This window comes from Thiomonas arsenitoxydans, assembly GCF_000253115.1.
GTDB lineage: Bacteria > Pseudomonadota > Gammaproteobacteria > Burkholderiales > Burkholderiaceae_C > Thiomonas > Thiomonas arsenitoxydans.
On record NC_014145.1, the window covers coordinates 2,975,347 to 2,988,439 of the forward strand.

The 13,093-nt window shown below is 64.1% G+C and carries 10 protein-coding genes; 4 read left to right on the plus strand and 6 right to left on the minus strand.

What is annotated here, in order from left to right; translation table 11 throughout:
* The 3 genes from THI_RS14010 to THI_RS14020 all read right to left on the minus strand — a co-directional run bounded on the left by THI_RS14010 (position 1) and on the right by THI_RS14020 (position 2,047).
* Positions 1-735 (minus strand): anti-sigma factor, encoded by a 735-nt coding sequence (locus THI_RS14010; RefSeq protein ID WP_013106915.1) that lies wholly within the window; start codon positions 733-735, stop codon positions 1-3.
* Complete coding sequence (locus THI_RS14015) at positions 732-1,295, minus strand: sigma-70 family RNA polymerase sigma factor (RefSeq protein ID WP_013106916.1); 564 nt, start codon at positions 1,293-1,295, stop codon at positions 732-734. Before THI_RS14015 ends, THI_RS14010 begins: the two co-directional genes overlap by 4 nt.
* A 128-nt stretch (positions 1,296-1,423) precedes the next feature.
* Positions 1,424-2,047 carry a ferritin-like domain-containing protein gene (locus THI_RS14020; RefSeq protein ID WP_013106917.1) on the minus strand — a complete coding sequence of 208 codons (624 nt, stop codon included), beginning with the start codon at positions 2,045-2,047 and terminating at the stop codon, positions 1,424-1,426.
* Positions 2,048-2,288: 241 nt separating this feature from the next.
* On the opposite strand from THI_RS14020, the gene THI_RS14025 reads away from it, so the two are divergent.
* Together THI_RS14025 and THI_RS14030 are read left to right on the plus strand one after the other, a co-directional pair.
* Positions 2,289-4,049: a tetrathionate reductase family octaheme c-type cytochrome gene (locus THI_RS14025; protein WP_013106918.1), complete on the plus strand. Its 1,761-nt coding sequence runs from the start codon at positions 2,289-2,291 to the stop codon at positions 4,047-4,049.
* A gap of 48 nt (positions 4,050-4,097) precedes the next feature.
* Positions 4,098-4,787, plus strand: a complete 690-nt coding sequence (locus THI_RS14030; RefSeq protein WP_013106919.1) for a cytochrome b/b6 domain-containing protein — start codon at positions 4,098-4,100, stop codon at positions 4,785-4,787.
* Positions 4,788-5,056: 269 nt separating this feature from the next.
* Here the strand turns inward: THI_RS14030 and pncA are convergent, their stop codons facing one another.
* Together pncA and THI_RS14040 are read right to left on the minus strand one after the other, a co-directional pair.
* Positions 5,057-5,674 (minus strand): bifunctional nicotinamidase/pyrazinamidase, encoded by a 618-nt coding sequence (pncA, locus tag THI_RS14035; RefSeq protein ID WP_013106920.1) that lies wholly within the window; start codon positions 5,672-5,674, stop codon positions 5,057-5,059.
* Positions 5,675-5,676: 2 nt separating this feature from the next.
* Complete coding sequence (locus THI_RS14040; protein WP_041609022.1) at positions 5,677-9,666, minus strand: DUF3683 domain-containing protein; 3,990 nt, start codon at positions 9,664-9,666, stop codon at positions 5,677-5,679.
* 172 nt (positions 9,667-9,838) lie between these two features.
* Between THI_RS14040 and THI_RS14045 the strand changes: the two genes are divergently transcribed.
* A complete protein-coding gene (locus THI_RS14045) occupies positions 9,839-11,203 on the plus strand; it encodes an HD-GYP domain-containing protein (RefSeq protein ID WP_013106922.1) in 1,365 nt (454 codons plus the stop codon).
* A 43-nt stretch (positions 11,204-11,246) separates the two neighbouring features.
* Here the strand turns inward: THI_RS14045 and THI_RS14050 are convergent, their stop codons facing one another.
* Entirely contained in the window at positions 11,247-11,927 is a 681-nt protein-coding gene (locus tag THI_RS14050; RefSeq protein ID WP_013106923.1) for a YiaD family glycine zipper/OmpA-like lipoprotein, read from the minus strand.
* Positions 11,928-12,059: 132 nt separating this feature from the next.
* Here THI_RS14050 and THI_RS14055 point away from each other — a divergent pair, with 132 nt between their 5' ends.
* A complete protein-coding gene (locus THI_RS14055) occupies positions 12,060-12,920 on the plus strand; it encodes a ferritin-like domain-containing protein (RefSeq protein WP_013106924.1) in 861 nt (286 codons plus the stop codon).
* Positions 12,921-13,093 lie beyond the last annotated feature (173 nt).

The window sequence follows — 13,093 nt, forward strand, 5'->3', positions numbered from 1 at the left end:
TCACGCGCGCTGCGCCGCGCCCACCATGATCACCGGCCCGGTCGGCAGGCCTGTGGGAGAACCACCGGGCGGCTCCACGCTGACGGCAAACGCCTTGGCCTGCGACAGATGCGACTGCGCCGACTCGGGAATGGGGTAGCGGCTCTGCCCCGCCGCCACGACGCCCAGGGAAATGGGGGCGCCCTGTGTGGGCAGCAGCCAGAGCTGGTAGCTCTTGCCGCTGGGTGGCGTCATGGCGCCAACGGCCGTCAGAGTCAGCTTGCCGTTCTGCACCGTCACAACGGCGGCCTGCCCGCCCGCGCCGTGCATCAATGCCGCCATCTGTACAGGCGCGGCCGTACCACGGCCGACCTCCGGGTTTTGCACCAGCACCACGACTGAAAAGGCCACCGCAGCCACGGCCACGCCGCCGAGCCACAGAGACAAGCGCCGCCAGGCTTCAACGCCCCAAGACGTCGACTTGCCAGCCCCCGCAGGCTGAGTCGCGCGCGGGGTATCGAGGCGCGCGGTGATGCCCTGCCAGACCGAGTCGGACGGCTGACCGATTTGCGCTGCCGACAGCAAGCTGGCATCGAGCCGCGTGCGCCAGCCTTGCACCGCATGGGCAAACTCAGGGCTCTGCTCCAGCAAACGCTGGGCGCGACGCTGCGCAGCCGGGCTGAGCCCGCCTGTGAGCCAGTCGGCCGCCAGCCGGTCGAGCAGATCGCTGTTGCGGTAGCGTGCGGGCAGCGTCACCTTGCGCCCTCCCCGAGACAGTCGCGCAAAAACAGCACCGCGCGCCGGATCAGCGTTTTCACCGTGCCCAGCGGCAGAGCACGCTCGCGAGCGACTTCGGCGTGCGACTGCCCCAAGACATACGCCGCCGCGAGCAGATCACGCTGGCGGGGTTGCAACTGTCCCAAACAATCCTCCATCGGTTGGCCCTGCAAGCGGGCTTCGAGCAGCGCTTCAGGCGTGCGGTAATCCGCGATTTCGGGCGGATCATCCGCCTCATCGCCCTGCAGTGAAACGACATACTGCGCCTCGCGCTTGTTGGCGCGCAGGCGATCGAGACAGGTGTTGCGCACCAGCGCGGAAATCCAGGCCTCCGGGCTGCCCAAAGCAGGCCGGTAGCTTGCGGCCTGATGCCAGACCTTCACATACGCATCCTGCATGGCCTCTTCGGCAAACGACCGGTCGCGCAGCAGCCGCAGGCAGATCGCCCAGGCCCGGTTTTGCGTGGCCGCGTACAACTGGCCGAACGCGTCGCGGTCGGCCAGGGCGGTGTAGGCAAGCAGGGATTGCAGGTCGGGCATGAGCGCAGCGTGAGGGGCAGCCCGGCGTTCGCGGCGCCGCCCGATGAAGGCGTGCCGCAAAGCAGGCGGGTTTGCGGCGAATGTTACCGACATCGCGCCGCACCCGCTGTTCGGGATGCCCCCGGCGATCAGGCGATGAACGCCGCAGGCACCGGGTCTTTACCCAAGGCGTTGAGCAGAATGGCCCAGTGCATGGTCTCGTCGCCCATGATGCTGGCCGCGGCCTTGGCGAGATCTTTGTTGTGGAATTGTGGCACTGCGCCCAGATAGGCACTGGCCGCGCCCTTTTCCAGCCCGGCGGCGAATTCCAGCACGTCGGCCTGCGATTTGAGCGAGGCCGTGGGGAAGCCGTACTCATCGGGCTTCTTGGCCATGACCGGCGTGCCGCCCAGCTTGCCGATGGTGGACGACAGCACCTCGGCATGCGCTTTGTGCTGTCCCTGGAATTTCACGGCCACGGCGAGCACCGGTTTTTCCAGCAAACCCGATTCAGCGCCGACCTGATAGGCAGCGATGGCCTGATATTCCAACCCGAGTGCGACGTTGAGAATGGCGATGTCGTCCGTGGTCGACTGGGACATCGTCCCGGCCCAGCTCGTCACCGGCGCCAGCGCGCTGGAAGCGGCCAGCCCCGCGGCGAACAGGCCGCCGACGCGGAAGAACTGACGGCGGCTGGCGCTCTGCCCGCTGGAATCCTCGGGGGTAGCGGAAGGGGAAAGGGCGGTGTGGGCTGCGGCTTGCGTGCGTTGCATGGTGATACCTCCTGAAAGGGAAAAAACGAGAACAGCGCGGTCTGTGCGGCTGTTGCTCGAATTACGCGCCAGCGGGCAAAACGGATTCAAACCGCGCGATTCATTTATCCCAGATCAAAAGATTGCAATTCCGGCATATCGGGCTGGGAAGTTTTTGCGTCTTGTCACTTTTGCAACTGTATGTATCTGCAACCATGCGCTCCTGATCGATCCGTTTCGCACACCGACTGGAGTGTTCGTCATGCCGTTTACCCACCGCTTCGCGCCTGCCGCCCGCTTCGGCTTCTGGCTTCGTCTGGCCGCTGTCTGCGCGGTTGCGACCAGCGCCCCGCCAGCCCTGGCCAACCCTGCTGCGTCAATCCCTCCGTCGGCGCCGCAGTCGGCAATAGCCGAGGTCGACATCCACTCGCCTTACCGCGTGGTGCCCAAAATGCCTACAGGCGCAAAAACCACGGCGGATCACAGCAAGTTCAAGGAATTGCAGGGTCCGTTCAAAAGCGGCTCCGAGGTCACCGCCGCCTGCCTGAGTTGCCACACCGAGGCGGCCAAGCAGATCAAGGGCACCATCCACTGGAAGTGGGAGGAGGTGGAGCAGGACTCCAAGCGCATCGTCGGCAAGAACAAGGTGATGAACAACTTCTGCGTGTCCACGCCGAGCAACCAGCAGTTCTGCACCGGCTGTCATGTCGGCTACGGCGATGCGAAAAGCGGCGAGTTCGTCGCCTTCAGCAAACGCCCCGATACCGATGTGGACTGCCTGGTCTGCCACGACCAGACCGGCAAATACGTCAAAGCGCCGTATCAGTCGGGCAACCCGCCCACGACCCGTATCGAAATGCCGCCTGGCTCGGGCACGTTCATCGAACCGATCGATCTGGCCCTGATCGCGCAGCATGTGGGCGCGCCCTCGCGCGCCAACTGCGGTACCTGCCACTTCAACGGCGGCGGAGGAGACGGCGTGAAGCATGGCGACTTGGACAGCTCGCTGATTAATCCGCCCAAATCACTCGACGTGCACATGACCAAGGACGGGCTGAACTTCCAGTGCCAGACCTGCCACGCCACCGGCGGACACGAGGTCAGCGGCAGCCACTACAAGCTCGACGCCAAGCACGAGGGCGGACAGTATGTGCGCGGCAGCCAACACAATATGGGCAGCGCGGCAAGCTGCCAGTCCTGCCACGGCGACACCCCGCACAAGGGCAATCTGGCGCAGGACCTGAACATGCACACCCGCAATATCGCCTGCCAGACCTGCCACATCCCCGAGTTCGCCCGCGGCGGCGTGCCCACCAAAATGGAATGGGACTATTCCAAGGCCGGCCAGCGCGGCCCGGACGGCAAGCCCCTGGTCATCAAGGACGAGCACGGCCACCCCACTTACCTCGGCATCAAAGGCCAGTTCAAACTGGGTGAAAACGTCGTGCCCGACTACACCTGGTTCAACGGCGCGGTGAAGTGGATGAACATCGGCGAGAAGGTGACGCCCAACAAAGACGGCGTCGTCGCCGTCAACCAGTACGGCGGCAGCGCTACCGATGGCAAATCACGCATCTGGCCGGTGAAGACCATGAAGGGCACCCAGCCCTACGACCCGGAGATGCACCGCCTGCTCGCCATCCACAACGCAGGCTTCGACGATGCGGCCTACTGGCACACCATGGACTGGCAAAAATCCATCGCCGCCGGCATGAAGGAGGCGGGGCTGGAGTGGTCGGGCAAGTACGAATTCGTCAAGACCACCACGACCTGGCCGATCACGCATATGGTCGCGCCCAAGGACAAGGCGCTGAGCTGCGCGCAATGCCACAGCAACAACGGTCGGCTGGAAAAGATCGACGGCATCTACATCCCGGGTCGCGACAAAGACCATCAGAGCTGGATCGAAACCATCGGCCTGGGCGTTGCCGGGCTGAGTCTGGCCGGGGTGATGGTGCATGGCGGCATCCGCAGTTTTCTGTGGCTGCGCCGCCGCAACAAGCCCGGCAGCAAGAGCCACTGACCCGCGGCCCGCAGTGCAACCTCACACAGACACTTCGAGGAATTCGTCATGTCACACAAAAAACACGTCATCCTGTTCAAGCGGTTCGAGCGCTTCTGGCACTGGAGCCAGGCCGGGCTGATCATCCTGCTGATGTTGACCGGCTTTCGCATCCACGGCCTGTATGACCTCGGCGTGGAGTTCCTTACCGCGCTGCGCATTCACACCTTTGCGGCTTGGGCGCTGGTGACCCTGTGGGTGTTCGCCATCTTCTGGCACTTCACTACCGGGGAATGGAAGCAATACATCCCCACTTTCGACAAGATTTTTCTGGTCGCGCGGCATTACGCCTATGGCATGTTCCGCGGCGAGGAACATCCCTATCACCAGACCGTCGCGCGCAAGCACAACCCGCTGCAGCGTCTGGCCTATCTATGGGTGAAGCTGATGATCAATCCCATCATCTGGATCAGCGGCATCTGGCTGCTGTTCTTCGCCGACTGGGGCGCTTGGCCCATCTGGAAGCAATGGGGCATCAGCCTGCAAACTGTAGCCTGGGCGCACACCATCGGCGCTTACATGATGCTGATTTTTTTCATCATCCACGTCTATCTCACCACCACGGGCCACACGCCGCTGGCGCACATCATGGCCATGATCCGCGGCTATGAAGACGAGCCGGTGCACCACCATCCGCGGGCCAAGGCTGCTCCAACAGCCGCTCCCACAGCCACGCTCACACCGGGCGAAAACGTCTAGGGCCTGTTAACGCTATTGATGCCCCCGCGCCGGGGTCTGGGCGGAGGCAATGCGAGGCGCAGGCCGCGCCGTGGTGTATTGCACCACAAGCGGACTGCAACGTGGCAGTGCGCCGCCCAGACCCCCGGCCCGAAGGGTTGCCCCCAGACGGGGCGTCTGCGGCGTTGTCGGTGCGAGGCAAGGCGACCAGCCTTGCCTCGCACCTCCGCCTTGCATCCCTCCCCGTCTGGGGGCAACGCGGGGGCATCAATAGCGTTAACAGGCCCTAATCAGAACGCGGTGGACATTGCGCGCCGCACCCCGGCGGCGCGCATCTGCGCCCAGGCCTGATCCAGCGAGCCGTTGAGATCGATGGCGCGGCAGGCGTCTTCCACCACGGTCACCTCAAAACCTGCAGCTCGGGCGTCCAAGGCGCTCCAGGCTACGCAGAAATCCGTGGCCAATCCGCACAACACCAGTTCGCGCACGTCCAGTTCGCGCAGATAGCCCGTCAAGCCGGTGGGCGTGCTGCGGTCGGCTTCCATGAAGACCGAGTAACTGTCGATGCCCGCCCGCCAGCCTTTGCGAATGACTGCCTGAGCGTGCGCAATGTGCAGATCGGGGTGAAGGGCCGCGTCGCGTGTACCCTGAATGCAATGGTCCGGCCACAGCACCTGCGGGCCGTAGGGCAAAGTGATGGTCTCGAAAGGCTGCCGCCCCGGATGCGCGCTAGCGAAGGACGCATGGCCCGGCGGGTGCCAGTCCTGCGTCAACACCACCTGCGAAAACTTGGCCGCCAGCCGGTTGATCACCGGCACCACGGCTTCGCCATCCGGCACCGGCAGGCCGCCTCCGGTGCAAAAACCGTTCTGCACGTCGATCACCAGCAGCACGGGAGCAGACTTCATGCTCACACCAGCACGCGCTCGATGCCGCCGTTGTTCGCAGCCTTGACGTAGTCGGCCATCCAGTCTTCGCCGATGAGGTGACGCGCCATTTCGATCACGATGTAGTCGGCTTCGAGCAAGCCATGCTGCAGATCGTTGCCATACCGCGTGAGCCCCTGCAGGCAGGACGGACAAGAAGTCAGAATCTTGATGTCCCCGGCAAAACCATCGGCGCGCAGCGACAGCTCGTTCTTGCGCAGCTCTTCTTCCTTGCGAAAACGCACCTGGGTGGCGATGTCGGGCCGTGAGATGCCAAACGTGCCGCTCTCGCCGCAGCAGCGCTCGCTCTTGAGCACGCCGTCGCCCAGCAGCGCCTTGACCGTTTTCATCGGCTCCTGCGTTTTCATCGGGCTGTGGCAGGGGTCGTGATAGAGGTACTTGACCTCGCCCGCCGCGCCGCCGGGGCTGAGGCTATAGCCCTTCTCCAGCAGGAATTCGTGGATGTCGATGATGCGACAACCCGGAAAAATCTTCTCGAATTCATAGCCCTGCAACTGGTCGTAGCAGGTGCCGCAGCTCACCACCACGGTCTTGATGTCGAGATAGTTGAGAGTATTGGCCACGCGGTGGAACAGCACCCGGTTGTCGGTGATGATCTTCTCCGCCTTGTCGAACTGGCCCGAGCCGCGCTGCGGATAACCGCAGCACAGATAGCCCGGCGGCAGCACGGTCTGCACCCCCGCATGCCACAGCATGGCCTGCGTCGCCAGCCCGACCTGGCTGAACAAGCGTTCTGAGCCGCAGCCCGGAAAATAGAACACCGCCTCGCTGTCCACCGAGGTGCCACGCGGGTTGCGGATGATGGGCACGAAATCCTTGTCTTCGATGTCGAGCAGCGCGCGCGCGGTTTTTTTCGGCAGGCCGCCCGGCATGGGCTTGTTGACGAAGTGAATCACCTGCTCGCGGATCGGCGGCTTGCCCACCGTGAGCTTAGGCGCCGCAGTCTGCGCCCGGGCGACGGGTTTGAGCAGGCGCGTGGCCAGGCGCTGCGCCTTGAAACCCACGTCCACCATGGCGCTGCGCACCAGCTTGATGGTTTGCGGATTGGTTGCATTGAGGAAGAACATCGCCGCCGCGTTGCCCGGCTTGAAGCTCTTCTTGCCCATTTTGCGCAGCAGGTTGCGCATATTCATGGTGACATCACCGAAGTCGATGTCCACCGGGCAGGGCGTCACGCACTTGTGGCAAACCGTGCAGTGGTCGGCCACGTCTTCAAACTCTTCCCAATGCCGGATGCTCACCCCGCGCCGAGTCTGCTCTTCGTACAGGAAGGCCTCGATCAGCAGCGAGGTGGCGAGAATCTTGTCGCGCGGCGAATACAGCAGGTTGGCGCGCGGCACATGCGTGGCGCACACGCTCTTGCACTTGCCGCAGCGCAGGCAGTCCTTCACCGAGGCGCTGATGGCGCCGATGTCGCTTTGCTGCATGATGAGCGACTCGTGCCCCATCAGGTTGAAGCTGGGCGTGTAGGCGTTGCGCAGATCAGCGGGATACGCCGGATCGTCGAGCAGCTTGCCCTTGTTGAAACGCCCTTCGGGATCGACTTCGCGCTTGTAGGCGCGGAAAGCGCCGATCTCGGCCTCAGTGAGAAACTCCAGCTTGGTGATGCCGATGCCGTGCTCGCCCGAGATCACCCCGCCCAGGCTGCGCGCCAGCGCCATGATGCGGGCCACCGCGTCGTGCGCCTGCTGCAGCATCGAATAGTCGTCGGAGTTGACCGGGATATTGGTATGCACATTGCCGTCGCCCGCGTGCATGTGCAGCGCCACCCAGGCGCGGCTCTTGAGCACGCGCTGATGAATGGCATCGATCTCGCGGCGCAGCGGCTCGAACAAGCCGCCGGAGAACACCGCCGCCAAAGGCTTGCGCAACTCGGCCTTCCAAGAGGCGCGCAGGGAATGATCCTGCAGCAGGTGGAACAGCGTGCGGTCTTCGGCACTTGCACCCGCAGGCAGCGCCAGCAATGCAGGTGATGCAGACAACAGCGCGCGCTGTGCATCGGGCAGTTCCGCCAAAGGCCTGTCGAGCTGGTCGAGATAGAACGACCACCGCGCATGCACTGCCGCCAGCAGTTCCAGCGCCTGGGCGCGCTTGGCCTCCAGGTCTTCCTTGGACAGCGCAGGCTCGCCATCGGCCAGCTCTTCGTTGCGCGCCAGCGGCAGCGTGCCGCGCAGCGTCCGGTCGATCTCGGCCACCAGCGCCAGCTTGTTTTTCAGCGACAGCTCGACGTTGATGTGTTCGATGCCATCGACATATTCGCCCATGCGCGGCAGTGGAATCACCACGTCTTCATTGATCTTGAAGGCGTTGGTGTGGCGGGCGATGGCTGCGGTGCGCTTGCGGTCGAGCCAGAACTTCTTGCGCGCTTCGGCACTCACCGCGATGAAGCCTTCGCCCACCCGCGCATTGGCCATGCGCACCACTTCAGAGGCGGCGCGGGCCACGGCGGCTTCATCTTCGCCGACGATGTCGCCGAACAGCACCATCTTGGGCAGGGTGCCGCGCGCGCTCTTGGTGGCGTAGCCCACGGCCTTCAGGTACCGGTCGTCCAGATGCTCCAGGCCCGCCAGAATGGCGCCGCCCGGCCGCGCGTCGAGAAAGGTCTTGATCTCGACAATGCTGGGAATGGCCTCGCGCGCCTGGCCGAAAAATTCCAGGCAGACGGTGCGCACATGCGGCGGCATTTTGTGCAGCACCCAGCGGGCGCTGGTGATGATGCCATCGCAACCTTCCTTTTGCACGCCCGGCAGGCCGGCGAGGAATTTGTCGGTCACGTCCTTGCCCAGACCCTCTTTGCGGAAGCGCGCGCCGGGAATTTCCAGCAGCCGCTGCTCCAGCAAGGTCACGCCGTCGGCCGCTAAGGTGCGCACCTCGAAGCGCGCCACATCCACATCGTGAATCTTGCCCAGGTTGTGGTCGAGCCGCTGCACCTCCACCCAGCGGCCCTGCGGATCGACCATGCGCCAGGACGCGAGGTTGTCGATGGCCGTACCCCAAAGCACGGCTTTTTTGCCGCCCGCATTCATCGCCACATTGCCGCCCACGCAGGAGGCGTCGGCCGAGGTGGGATCGACGGCGAACACCAGTCCAGCGGCGTCGGCCGCGTCGGAAACGCGCTGCGTCACCACCCCGGCCGGGGTCTGGATGGTGGGCACGGGATGGGCCACGCCGGGCAGTTCGAGGTATTCGACCGCGCCGATGCGGTCGAGCTTTTCGGTATTGATCACCGCGCTCTTCCACACCAGCGGAATCGCGCCGCCGGTGTAGCCGGTGCCGCCTCCGCGCGGGATGATGGTCAGCCCGAGCTCGATGCAGCCTTGCACCAAGCCGGCAATCTCGTCCTCGCTGTCGGGACAGAGCACGACGAAGGGATATTCCACCCGCCAGTCGGTGGCGTCGGTCACGTGCGACACCCGCGCCATGCCGTCGAAGCGAATCGCGCCTTGCGCGCTGTGCCGCCCCAGCACCTTGCGGGCGCGCTGGCGCAGCGCCGCGGCCTCGTCGAACCAGGCGGCGAAGGCGGCCACGGCCCCACGGGCGCGGTCGAGCAACTGACGCACCAAGGCGTCGCGCTGCGCGTCCGAGTTGCCACTGTGCGCGCTGTCGTCGCGGCGGCGGTCGATTTCGCGCAGGCGGTGTTCGAGCGCACCGATCAGCGCGGCACGCCGTTTGCGGCTCTGCAACAAATCGTCCTGCAAAAACGGGTTGCGCTGCACCACCCAGATGTCGCCCAGCACTTCGTACAACATGCGCGCTGAACGCCCGGTGCGACGTTCCTGCCGCAACTGGTTGAGCCAGTCCCAGGCTTCTCTGCCCAGCAGGCGCATGACCACCTCGCGGTCGGAGAAGGAGGTGTAGTTGTACGGAATTTCGCGCAGGCGGGGGGCGGCATCGGCCGCGTCTGCGCCCAAGGCGGGCATCAATTCAGGAGCGTGTGAAGCGGGGGCGTTCATCGCAGCGGCGTCCGGCAGGCGGAGCGGGGGAGATAAACCGTCATTGTAGGGAGGCTGTTATTTCCATATGAGAACAACGCTCAGGGCATTTTCGTGACAAATTTCACGCAAGCGCCGATCAGATGGTGCAACACAACAAACTCGGGAAATCCCTGGCTTCTATGCTGCCCGCATGGAAAATCTCAAACTCGCCGAACTGATGAGCGCCCTCAGTCACGCGCTCGACATGACCGAGGGCCAGCCCGAAGGCCACTGCGTGCGCTGCGCCTGGATCGGCATGTCGGTCGGTCGAGAAATCGGCCTGCCCGCTCCGCAGCAATGGGAGCTGTACTACACCCTGCTGCTCAAAGACCTGGGCTGCAGCAGCAATGCCGCGCGCATCTGCGAGCTCTACCTCGCCGACGATCTGCAATTCAAGCGCGACTTCAAGCTGCTCGACGGCAGCCTGCCGCATGTGCTGCGCTTCGTGCTCGATCACACGGGTCTGCGCAGCGGCCTGGCCGAGCGCTTTCGCGCCACGCTCAACATCTTTCGCAATGGCAGTGACATCGCGCAGGAACTCATTCAGACCCGCTGCCAGCGCGGCGCCGACATTGCGCGGCAACTGCGCTTTCCCGAAAACGTCGCCCAAGGCATCCACGGACTGGATGAACATTGGGATGGCAGCGGCAAACCCGAAGGTCTGACGGGCGAGCACATTCCGCTCTACGCCCGGCTGGCCTTGCTGTCGCAGGTGGTCGATGTGTTTTTCACCGCCAGCGGCCCGGCCGAGGCGCGCGAGGAAATCCGCCGTCGGCGAGGCGGCTGGTTCGACCCTGAACTGGTCGATGCCTTTCTCGCCCTCTCGGAGCGCGAAGGCTTCTGGCAGACGCTGCGCGCCCCCGATCTCGACCACCAGGTTCTCGCGCTGGAGCCCGCGCAATGCTGCGTGCCGCTGGACGAAGACTATCTCGACGAAATCGCCGCCGCCTTCGGTCAGATTGTCGATGCCAAAAGCCCCTACACCGCCGGACACAGCGCCCGCGTGGCGCTCTACGCTGACCACATCGCCACCCAGCTTGATTTCGCGCCCGAGCGACGCCGCTGGCTGTACCGCGGCGCGCTGCTGCACGACGTGGGCAAGCTCGGCGTGAGCAATGCGATACTCGACAAGGCCGGAAAACTCGACGCGGCCGAATGGCAGGCCGTGCAGATGCATGCCACCTACACCGAGCGCATTCTGGGACGGATCAGCGCCTTCTCCGAGCTGGCCCGCGTCAGCGCCGCGCATCACGAGCGGCTCGACGGCACCGGCTACCCGCGCCGCCTTACCGCGGAACACATTGCTCTGGAAACCCGCATCATCACCACCGCCGACATCTTCGACGCCATTTCCGCCGACCGGCCCTACCGCGGCGCCGTGCCCATCCCGGAAACCCTGCAGATCATGTCCAAGACCGTGGGCACCGCGCTCGACCCCCAGTGTTTCGACGCGTTGTGCAAAACCGTGGAACTGCTGGAGCGCCCGATACCGGAACCCATGGCCCTCGCCGCCTGAAGTGCAGCGCTGCTAGGGGAGCACCACACAGTGAGGCACCGTCTCAGCGCTGGGCTGGCATGGCCACATAAATTTCCACACGCCGGTTGGCGGCGCGGCCCTGTGCCGTGGCGTTGCTCGCCACCGGGTTTTGCGGGCCCAGTCCCTGGGTGGTGACGCGCTGCGGCGCCACGCCGCGCGACACCAGGAAATTCTTTACTGTCAGCGCGCGGTTTTCAGAAAGCGGGTAGTTGATCGCGTCGGTTCCCGTGTTGTCGGTGAAACCGAACACCTGCACGGTTTCAGAAGGGTTCTGATTCAGGCCGGTGGCCAAGCTTTCCAGAATGGGATACATGCGCGGGTTGAGCTGCGCGCTGCCCGTGGCAAAGCCTGCATCGGCCGGCACGTTCATCTTGAGACGATTGTCCTGCGTCTGCGTGACCTGCACGCCCGTCCCCGAGGCCTGCGCCTGAGCCTGCAAATCCTGCTTCTGCTTCTCCAGATGCTGGTTCCACAAATAGCCGCCCAAGGCGCCCACTGCCGCACCCGCTACCGCGCCAGTTGCGGCGCTCTTGCCGGTGTTGCCACCCGCCGTCAACGCGCCGATCACAGCCCCGGCAGCGGCGCCGATGCCCGCACCGGAGGCGGTGGTTTTCTGCGACTCATTCATGTTCGCGCAGCCGCCCAGCGACAGCGCGACGAGGCTGGCGGAGAGAACGACTGCCAGGGTTTTTTGGGACTTCATGAAGGGCTCCTTGTGCCAATGTGAAGAGGTCATGCCTTGTGACAAGTTTAGACGGGTTGGGAGGCGGATGAGGAACTGTGATGTCGAATTTTCAGTCTATGCTTGAAGCAGGACAGGGTAGAAAGTCATCTTATGAACCGCGCCACTCCAACATCCCCATCCCCCGGCCGAAGCGCGTCAGACCATCAACCGCACTGGACGCTGGACTGGATCGATTACCCGCGTATCCGCACCGAGTCGGTTCACGACAACGTCGAACTGTTCTATCTGCTGGCCAGCGCTTCTTTTGTCGAGTCGGGCTCGGAAACCTACACCCGTAATCTGGTCGAACATTTCGACGCCTATCCCGCTATTTCCGACTGGCTGCAGCATCAGTGGGAACCGGAAGAACTGCAGCACGGCCGCGCGCTCAAGACCTATGTGCAGACCGTCTGGCCCGAGTTCGACTGGGAGGCAGCCTACGCTTCTTTTTTCAGCGAATACTCGCGCCTGTGCACCGTCGAAGAACTTGAAGACGACCGCGCACTGGAGCTCGTGGCCCGTTGTGTGGTGGAAACCGGCACGGCCACTTACTACCAGACCCTGCGCGACTTCACTTGCGAGCCGGTTCTCAACGAACTGGCTGAGCACATTCGTGTCGACGAGGTGCAGCACTACAAGCACTTTTACCGCTACTTCAAAGAGATCAACGCCGAGCGCAATCTGTCGCGCGCACGCATTCTCGGCGCGCTCAAGCGTCGGCTGGCTGAACTGCGCACCAGCGACTCCGACATCGCGCTGCGTCACGTCTGGCTGTTCCAGCCCCACTTCGATGCAGTCGGCGATGTACCCTTCGAGCATATCTGCCAACGCCTGTACCACCATGTGGGCGCGCGGCTTCCGATGGAGCAGGCGGTGAAGATGCTGCTCAAGCCGCTGGCGCTGCCGCACCGTATGGAGCATTTGATCGAGCGGCCTTTGACCCATCTGGCGCGGCGGGTGATGGCCGCGTGAATTCGGGCGCAAAAGCCCGCCGCGAGCTTCGCGGTTTCTCCCGTTGCACAGCAGGTGGATAACGCTCCGGCACATACCCGAGTGCCCTAGTCGGGCAAAGCATTTCGCCCGCTTTCACCCATCAAAACCACGGCCTATATTGCGTTGGTCAAAGCCGCATCAGGCCCGTTCGC

Excerpts from the sequence above, each read along its gene's own strand:
- THI_RS14015 (WP_013106916.1), bottom strand. The coding sequence starts at position 1,295 with ATGCCCGACCTGCAATCCCTGCTTGCCTACACCGCCCTGGCCGACCGC.
- THI_RS14020 (WP_013106917.1), bottom strand. The coding sequence starts at position 2,047 with ATGCAACGCACGCAAGCCGCAGCCCACACCGCCCTTTCCCCTTCCGCT.
- THI_RS14025 (WP_013106918.1), top strand. The coding sequence starts at position 2,289 with ATGCCGTTTACCCACCGCTTCGCGCCTGCCGCCCGCTTCGGCTTCTGG.
- THI_RS14030 (WP_013106919.1), top strand. The coding sequence starts at position 4,098 with ATGTCACACAAAAAACACGTCATCCTGTTCAAGCGGTTCGAGCGCTTC.
- pncA (WP_013106920.1), bottom strand. The coding sequence starts at position 5,674 with ATGAAGTCTGCTCCCGTGCTGCTGGTGATCGACGTGCAGAACGGTTTT.
- THI_RS14040 (WP_041609022.1), bottom strand. The coding sequence starts at position 9,666 with ATGAACGCCCCCGCTTCACACGCTCCTGAATTGATGCCCGCCTTGGGC.
- THI_RS14045 (WP_013106922.1), top strand. The coding sequence starts at position 9,839 with ATGGAAAATCTCAAACTCGCCGAACTGATGAGCGCCCTCAGTCACGCG.
- THI_RS14050 (WP_013106923.1), bottom strand. The coding sequence starts at position 11,927 with ATGAAGTCCCAAAAAACCCTGGCAGTCGTTCTCTCCGCCAGCCTCGTC.
- THI_RS14055 (WP_013106924.1), top strand. The coding sequence starts at position 12,060 with ATGAACCGCGCCACTCCAACATCCCCATCCCCCGGCCGAAGCGCGTCA.